This is a genomic window from Aneurinibacillus terranovensis DSM 18919, assembly GCF_000430625.1.
GTDB classification, from domain to species: Bacteria; Bacillota; Bacilli; order Aneurinibacillales; family Aneurinibacillaceae; genus Aneurinibacillus_B; species Aneurinibacillus_B terranovensis.
In genome coordinates this window covers 1-7,462 of the sequence record NZ_AUMJ01000093.1, presented here as the reverse complement: position 1 = coordinate 7,462, position 7,462 = coordinate 1, and the positions used below count along the sequence as shown (strand labels likewise).

At 47.1% G+C, this 7,462-nt stretch carries 7 protein-coding genes and 1 tRNA gene; 6 read left to right on the top strand and 2 right to left on the bottom strand.

Annotated features, from left to right (window positions below; genetic code table 11):
* A partial coding sequence (locus tag H525_RS0114925; RefSeq protein WP_027416850.1) for a transposase occupies positions 1-280 on the bottom strand: 280 nt, incomplete at its 3' end.
* Between the two features lie 114 nt (positions 281-394).
* Here H525_RS0114925 and H525_RS0114920 point away from each other — a divergent pair.
* From H525_RS0114920 to H525_RS0114910, 3 genes are all read left to right on the top strand, one after another.
* Positions 395-483 (top strand) — tRNA-Ser (locus tag H525_RS0114920).
* 161 nt (positions 484-644) lie between these two features.
* Positions 645-3,038: a DNA translocase FtsK gene (locus H525_RS29040; RefSeq protein WP_051331070.1), complete on the top strand. Its 2,394-nt coding sequence runs from the start codon at positions 645-647 to the stop codon at positions 3,036-3,038.
* Positions 3,039-3,106: 68 nt separating this feature from the next.
* Positions 3,107-3,790, top strand: coding sequence for a hypothetical protein (locus tag H525_RS0114910; RefSeq protein ID WP_027416849.1), 684 nt, complete (start codon positions 3,107-3,109; stop codon positions 3,788-3,790).
* Positions 3,791-4,152: 362 nt separating this feature from the next.
* On the opposite strand, the gene H525_RS0114905 is transcribed toward H525_RS0114910, so the two are convergent.
* The gene (locus tag H525_RS0114905) at positions 4,153-5,175 is read right to left on the bottom strand and encodes a ThiF family adenylyltransferase (protein ID WP_027416848.1); all 1,023 of its coding nucleotides are present in this window, start codon (positions 5,173-5,175) and stop codon (positions 4,153-4,155) included.
* A gap of 165 nt (positions 5,176-5,340) precedes the next feature.
* Between H525_RS0114905 and moaA the strand changes: the two genes are divergently transcribed.
* The 3 genes from moaA to H525_RS0114890 are packed head-to-tail and all read left to right on the top strand — an operon-like array spanning position 5,341 to position 7,348.
* A complete protein-coding gene (gene moaA / locus H525_RS0114900) occupies positions 5,341-6,342 on the top strand; it encodes a GTP 3',8-cyclase MoaA (RefSeq protein ID WP_035101436.1) in 1,002 nt (333 codons plus the stop codon).
* A gap of 3 nt (positions 6,343-6,345) precedes the next feature.
* Positions 6,346-6,846: a cyclic pyranopterin monophosphate synthase MoaC gene (gene moaC, locus H525_RS0114895; protein ID WP_027416846.1), complete on the top strand. Its 501-nt coding sequence runs from the start codon at positions 6,346-6,348 to the stop codon at positions 6,844-6,846.
* A 40-nt stretch (positions 6,847-6,886) separates the two neighbouring features.
* Complete coding sequence (locus H525_RS0114890; protein ID WP_245590493.1) at positions 6,887-7,348, top strand: pyridoxamine 5'-phosphate oxidase family protein; 462 nt, start codon at positions 6,887-6,889, stop codon at positions 7,346-7,348.
* Positions 7,349-7,462 lie beyond the last annotated feature (114 nt).

Genomic DNA, 7,462 nt, shown 5'->3' with positions numbered 1-7,462 from the left:
ATTTTTTTTTGAGCCAATTGACTTCCAGCGTCAGTTGGCCGACCAGCTTCTCCAATTGTTCCTGCTTCTCCTCATAGCTCCTTTTCATCTTTTCAGCTGCCTTGCTTTCCCGTCCGAACACCATGGAGGCTCGCTCCAAAAATTCTCCTTTCCACCGGCTCAACATCACCGGACTGATTTCATACTTCCCGGCAATTTCATTCACCGTCTGCTCTTCCCTCAGCACTTCCAGTACGACCTTCGTCTTAAATTCTGCCGTATATCGATTTCGTTTCTCCATGTCCTCAGTATAACTTATTTATCGCCTCCTTGTGTCTCACCTTATGGGTTCATTGTACATACCCGTAAGGTCGGGGGTTCGATCCCCTCCGCCGCTACCAATTGTACTGTTCGTGGAGGGATACCGAAGTGGTCATAACGGGGCGGTCTTGAAAACCGTTAGGGTGCAAGCCCACGCGGGTTCGAATCCTGCTCCCTCCGCCATACTTATGCTTATCTGTACGCGTACATAAAATGTTTAACGCTATCGACTCTACTTGTCGATAGCGTTTTTAAATAGCACAAAAAGTAAACCAATCGGTTGATATACATGATAGAATAAATAAATAGAGAACGTCTCGGATTCGATGAAAGGAGTTTACATAGTGAAGCAGCTATTTGAGCGACTGAAGCGCTGGTTGCAAAAAGATGATGAAATGGCGTATGAATATGAGGAAAATTCGGAGGAAACCGTCTCTCCGGTTATTCAGCGTAATTTAAAGATTCGCACGGCAACAATTTATCCCAAGAAAAATGAAAAATTACATGATATGGATCAAGAAGAATCTGTTCTTATGCTAAAGCGGGATGTTCCTGCATCGCGGGTACACACTGAGCGAACAGATTCATCTTTTCGCTTTCCATTAATTCCTGACGAACAAACCAGATCTGTGCGTAGCGGACCGCATACAAGAACAGAAACACCGGAACGTGAACCGGGTTACCGTCAACCACCTCCGGTAAATAGAGTGCATAACAACCAAGATGTAAAACCGTTATTCAAAGATAGCGGGCAATCCCACCCGAGATCTGGAGAGAAAAATACACCGTCTGCTGTGAAAACGGGTATACGTAAAGAAGGAAAGCGGCCGTTCCGCCCTTCTGAAATCATTTCGCCGATATATGGATATAAAAGACCGGAAGCTGGAACCCTACCGAAAGTTGAAAATTTATCACAACGTGAAACCGTGATGAAAGTAGAAAACGTGCCTGAACCTGAAACATTGCGGGATGCGGAAAGTGTGCCGGAAGCTGAAACGTTGCAGGAAGCTGAAACGTTGCAGGAAGCGAAAAATTTAACGGAAACGGAAAATTTGGTGGAACGTAAGAAGTTGCCTGAAACGAACGGTTTCCCGGAAACGAAACATATGCAGATAATAGCCGTTGGGGAGGTGGAGGACAAGCCGCCTGTCAAAATGCTGGTTTATCCAGTGGCTGAGGTGGCGACAGAGAACGCAGAGTCCACCCTTGATGAACTTCAGATGAGGCAGAGAAAAGAAAGCGCAGCTGCGTTTCCTGTTTATCCTCCCATCCGTTCAGGTAACCCGCCCGAGAGTGACAGTTATAGTCTATTTCGCAAGCCGCCTACCTCGCTGCTGCAAATGGCACCCGCGATAAAAAAAGAAGAGGCTGAGTATGTCACCCACCAGCAGGACGTGTTGGCGGCTACTTTACAGAACTTTAACGTAAGTGCCGAAGTAATAGGTGCCATTCAAGGCCCGACGGTGACACGCTATGAAATACAGCCGGCACCCGGGGTTAAAGTCAATAAAATCACGAATCTGATCGATGATATTAAACTGAGTCTGGCTGCGAAGGATATTAGGATTGAGGCGCCAATTCCCGGCAGGTCAGCGATCGGCATAGAAGTACCAAATGAAGAAAGTATGCCTGTATTCCTGCGGGGAATTTTTGAATCGGAGACGTTTCTGCGGCACCCGTCTCCGTTGGCGGTTGCGCTCGGTGTGGATATTGGCGGAGAGCCTATCGTGACCGATTTATCAAAAATGCCCCACGGGCTAATCGCGGGAGCCACCGGATCCGGAAAAAGCGTCTGTATTAACTCCATTATTGTTAGCCTCCTCTATAAAGCGACGCCTGAACAGGTTCGCCTGCTTTTGATTGACCCGAAAATGGTGGAACTTGCCCCCTACAACCGATTGCCGCATCTGGTGGCACCGGTCGTTACGGATGCAAAACAGGCAACAGCGGCACTGAAATGGGCCGTAACCGAGATGGACAGGCGCTATGAGAAGTTTGCCGAGGCAGGGGCGCGCGATATCGTACGTTATAACGAGCTGATGAGACGAAGCTTTCCTGATGTGAAGGAGTATATATTACCGAGCATTGTCATTATCATAGATGAGCTGGCCGACCTGATGATGGTAGCGCCTCAGGATGTAGAGGAATCAATTTGCCGTATCGCTCAAAAGGCCCGCGCCTGCGGCATTCATCTTCTGGTTGCCACGCAGCGCCCGTCTGTGGATGTTATCACGGGATTGATTAAAGCAAACATACCTACCCGCGTTGCGTTCTCTGTTTCCTCTCAAACGGATTCGCGGACAATTCTGGATGTGAATGGGGCCGAGCGCCTGTTAGGCCGGGGAGATATGCTTTATCTGGCAAGTGGAAGTTCAAAACCGGTTCGTTTGCAGGGCCCTTTTGTATCGGACGAAGAAATTGAGGCTGTTACAGAGTATGTAAGAAACCAGGGCGAGCCGAACTATCTGTTTGAGAAAGAAGATTTAAATCAGGCCCTTACGATGGAAAATTCCGATGAACTGTTTGCTGAAGCCGTCCTGTTTTGTATTGAAAACGGGCAGGCTTCTGCTTCATCCCTCCAGCGCAATTTTCATATCGGGTATAATCGGGCTGCACGCCTAATCGATATGATGACCGAACGTGGCTTTATTTCCGGACAATCAGGAAGTAAGCCCCGTGACGTATTTCTTACGCATAATGAATACGAAGAACTGTTTTTAAGCGATACCCGATTGTAGGTTATGACATTAAAAAAGATGGGTGGTATAATAAAAGATAAACGTGTCAAGGAAGGAGAGGAATTACTGTGCAAAAAGAACAGAGTATGTCCATCCTTGTCGATTTCCTTGCTGAGCGACATTCCAAACAGCGGCATTATGACGGCTTATGCCAGAAGCTTTTAAACGATTTACGCGAACACGGCTGCCAGACTTTAAACCTTAGGGAGAAAGTGCGCGCGAAGCACCTCTTCCGGAATCGTATACAATTATCTTCCGAAGCGCTCCTGCTTCCATTCTGGGAAGCTCAATATGGGATGTGGTTTCTTTTAGAATACCAGAACATTAAAGGGGAACGTATCATCGAGAAGTATCTTCTAGAGCACCACCCAAAACTTTCCGAAGAAGAATTGCATCTCGCAGCTTACTGGATGGCCGCTTACCCATCTGTATACAAAGTGGAAGAAGAATGGAAAGAAGGTTATCGCCTGGTCGATTTGTGGAGTGAACAAACCATAGATGTCACTCTGAAGAGGGACGAGTTTGTGCGGCGGGAATTTATTGTAGGGCAGTATTTGTTTGCCCGTGTAGTGAAGGTTGGATTCATCCATTGCTTTCTCGGGCCATATGCTCTTTTAAACAAAGAAAAAATCGTCGATATAAAGAAGTCAATGGAAGAAAGTTTTTACCAGAGCAAGGAAGAGAACAGCCAATGGTCGTGGCGCCTATTCATGCAGCACCATGGCATTGAGGTGCTTCGGGAGTTCCAGTAAAAGAGAGGGCAGGCATTCGAGTCGAGTGCCAGCCCTTTTACAGTTTGCGCCGCCTTACTTTTTGCATTTTACTAAGTTTATTCTACAACCCATGAGATAAACGAAAGTAAAACCTAAGAGACGGCGTGCAATGGAATGGACCATTTTTATTTTTTGCGAGGTCTTCCCTTACAAGGAAGCCTAGACTGTCCGTGTTTCGAAAAAAAGGGAGACCTGCCCGAAACATCCGGGAAACTCAATGATGGAGACAATCGGGCAGAAAGACGTCTCCCTTTTTGGCATCACATGGACAGTCGCTGCGTCCTTGTAAAGGAAAGACTGGACAAAAAATAAAAACGGACGATTTCAATTGGCACCGACCGCTACGTGCCGATGTACCGCGCATAAAGTGTACGAGCAACTGCAGGGTCGTCTGTTCCTTGAACGACGACACGCCCGTTCGGGAAAACGACAAGGGTGTGGTCTCCTGTTTGAAAGCGCAGCAAGAATTTATTGCGTTCTACTTTTCCCAGAGGACTAAATCGCCCGGCTAATTGGTCTAAATCCAGCTGTGTATCCTTCACAGGAGTAATCTGGACGCTGTTTCGCCCGCACATGGCAGCAACGGAGTCTTCTTCGCCGGTGTAGGAAAGAAACTCATATTTTCCCCTGCCGCAGGCCGGGCATTTCGGATTTTTTCCCGCGCTAATCTTCATCTGGGTATGAAGGTTTCGCCAGATTTCAAAGTGCTCCAGGTTCGGGTTGCGATGCTTTTCGTCCTGAAGTAAAATCTTTAATCCCTCAGCGGCCTGATACGATGCAACAATGTGAATGACAGGTCCGATTACGCCTGTTGTATCGCACGTTTCTCCTCCGGCGGCCGGAGGATTCGGAAACAGGCAGCGCAGGCAGGGGGTTTTATGGGGGATGATAGCTGCAAACATTCCTTTGGCCGCAACAGCCCCTCCATACACCCAGGGAATGCTATGCTTTACCGCCACATCATTTATCAGAAAACGAATTTGAAAATTATCTGTTCCATCAAGGATCAGATCGACGTCGTGTAATAATGCGTCTGCATTTGCCGGGATTACATCCGCAATCACCGGTTCAATCTCCACTTCACTATTAATCATCTTTAGTTTCTCATAAGCGGCGATTGCCTTCGGAAGGTGTGCAGTCGCGTCGTTTTCATCGTATAACATTTGGCGTTGAAGGTTGCTCGGTTCGACAAAATCCCGATCAATTAACCGCACGTAACCTATGCCTGACCGTACCATATGATTGGCGAGCACGGTTCCGAGCGCACCCATGCCCACAATGGCTACGCGGCTTTTGCCCAGGCGGGATTGCCCGTCTTGGCCGATAGGCGTAAATAAAATCTGCCTTGAATAGCGTGTGTCCATTTTACCAAACTCTCCTAACTGTAACGTTGTCCTTATTCTATTGTAGCGCAGTTTTCTTACGTTTGACAGAATGGGCCAACTTCGGTGTGCAGTTTGTCACAATCAAACCGTGAAAATTGTGGTATACTTTGAAAATAATTATCAGTATAGAAAGGGTGCGGACTGATGAAGAAACTCATTGACAAATATGGCCGAATCCATGATTATCTGCGTATTTCCGTAACGGACCGCTGCAACCTGCGCTGCGTATATTGTATGCCGGAAGAAGGCATGGAATTCGAACCGTCCGATCGTATCCTGACGTACGAAGAAATAACGGAAGTTGTATCAGCAATAGCTAAAATCGGGGTACGTAAGCTGCGATTGACCGGTGGAGAACCGCTGGTCCGCAAAGAAATTGAAAAACTTATCCGCATGCTGTCTGCTGTTGAAGGCATAGAAGATATTGCACTGACCACCAACGGGATGTATCTGGAAAAGAAAGCTGAATTATTGAAAGAAGCCGGTGTGACGCGAATAAATATCAGCCTGGATTCATTACAAGCGGACCGTTTCGCCATGATTACAAGAGGCGGCGATTTATCCCGCGTGCTGCGCGGTTTAAACGCGGCCGTGCGCGCTGGCTTTCAACCGATTAAATTAAATGTTGTCCTCATGAAGGGAATAAATGATGATGAGATCGCAGATTTTATTCGGCTCTCGATAGAAAAACCGCTGCAAATCCGCTTCATTGAATATATGCCTATCGGCCATGATGATAACGGGTGGCGGGAGAGATATGTTCCGCTGCAAACCATTTTTAATACAGTTGAATCTATGGGGTTAACCTATGAAAAAGCGGAACATGTATATGGAAACGGTCCGGCAGAGAATTTCCGCATTCCGGGGGCTGGCGGGACATTTGGGCTGATTCACCCTGTGAGCGAGCACTTCTGTGATAACTGCAACCGCCTGCGCCTGACTGCGGACGGCAACATTAAGCCGTGTTTATACTGGGACGATGAATGGAACGTGCGCCCGTTAATAGGCAATGAGGCGTTGATCCAGGATTTATTTATGCGTGTGCTGGATGCGAAGCCGGAAAATCATGAAATGGCTAAGGCGTTAAGCCAGGAAACGCAATCCCATACCCCGACTGTTCGCCGCATGTCGCAAATAGGAGGATAATCGATGGACGATGCACTGACTCACTTTAATCAACAACAGCGGGCGACGATGGTTGACATTACCCATAAGTCTGAGACCCATCGACAGGCGGTGGTTCACAGCCGCATAACAATGGAGCCGGAGACACTTGCCCGGATTAAAGAAGGAAAAGTTAGCAAAGGAGATGTACTGGCGGTTGCTCAGGTTGCCGGGATTATGGCGGCGAAAAAAACATCGGACATCATTCCAATGTGCCACCCGCTGGCGCTTACGGGCGTTGACATTCAATTCTCCGACAATGGGAAGGATATGCTGTATATTGAAGTTACCGTAAAAACGAAGGGGCTGACCGGAGTGGAGATGGAGGCGCTAACTGCCGCCTCGGCTGCCGGACTTACCATTTATGATATGTGCAAGGCGATGGATAAAGAGATGATCATCGGTCCAACCTATCTTGTTTCAAAGACAGGGGGAAAGAGCGGAGACTTCATCAATCATACTACGGTAGAGATTTACAAGAAATAAGGGTAAAATAGAGGGAAATAGTAGAAATAAAGGAGTGCATATGATGGTCAAGGATCAATCAATCCCTACAGTTTTAACGAGTGAACAAATGGAACTGTTAAATAAGGAATCGCTTGTCCTGCTAAGTACAGTGGATGCGGATACAAATACACCCGGAATTTCAGCTATCTCCTGGGTAAAAGCGTTTTCCGAAAGCAAAATTCGCTTTTCTGTCACGAATTCTTCACGGATCGTAACGAATATTAAGGCGAACCCCCGTGTTACTTTGTGCATCATTGGGCTCGGAACGGTACACTCTATCGTGGGTACGTCCAGCATTCTGGAAGAAAAAATGGATGGGGTGGCGATGCCGCTCTCTAAAATCGAAGTGGATGTCACAGGCGTCTTCGACAGCATGTTTTGGGGAGCGAAAATTACACAAGACCCGACCTTTGAAAAAACATATGACCTGCAAAAAGCTAAGGCGCTCGATGATTCCGTATTTACAGCGCTGCTTAAATAACCGGAATGAAAAAGCAAGGGAGTCCCTAAAATTAGGAATTCCCTTGCTTTTTTAACCGTTAAGGAAAGCATATGTTGCTTTACAGTGTTAAAGCAACATATACTTTCCTTCCAT